The organism is Faecalimonas sp. LCP19S3_D12 (assembly GCF_052121495.1).
Taxonomy (GTDB): Bacteria; Bacillota; Clostridia; order Lachnospirales; family Lachnospiraceae; genus Faecalimonas.
Genome location: NZ_JBQKED010000132.1, coordinates 1 through 478, shown reverse-complemented (window position 1 = coordinate 478; position 478 = coordinate 1). Strand labels below are relative to the sequence as shown.

Genomic DNA, 478 nt, shown 5'->3' with positions numbered 1-478 from the left:
GTCCCGGACAGAAGTCCGGGTTTTTCTTTTATCAAGTTTTCCACATTTCTAACTTTTTTCCATAGATTTACCAAGAAAAATGGTTCGGTTATCAACTTTATTTTCCAAGGTTTTTCAAGCACTTCATGATATAATTAGGGTATCAGGAGGTAGTGCTTATGATGACGAAAAATGCAGATAAAAAAAGAGAACAAATACAGATGTTTTGTATGGATGATATGGTTCCTCAAAACCATATGCTTCGCTTGATAGACAAAGCGATTAACTGGAACTTCATTTATGAACTTGTTGAAGAAAAATATTCTCCTGATAACGGACGTCCAAGTATGGATCCAGTTATGCTGATTAAAATTCCTTTTATTCAGTACCTTTATGGCATAAAAAGTATGCGGCAAACAATCAAAGAAATTGAAGTAAATGTTGCATATCGATGGTTTCTTGGATTGGATATGTTGGATCCCGTACCACATTTTTCTAC

General features: G+C 34.5%; 1 protein-coding gene. It reads left to right on the top strand.

The window, feature by feature from the left end:
- Positions 1-158: 158 nt before the first annotated feature.
- On the top strand, positions 159-478 hold a 320-nt coding region (locus tag ACTQXY_RS15580; RefSeq protein WP_441660224.1), incomplete at its 3' end, for a transposase.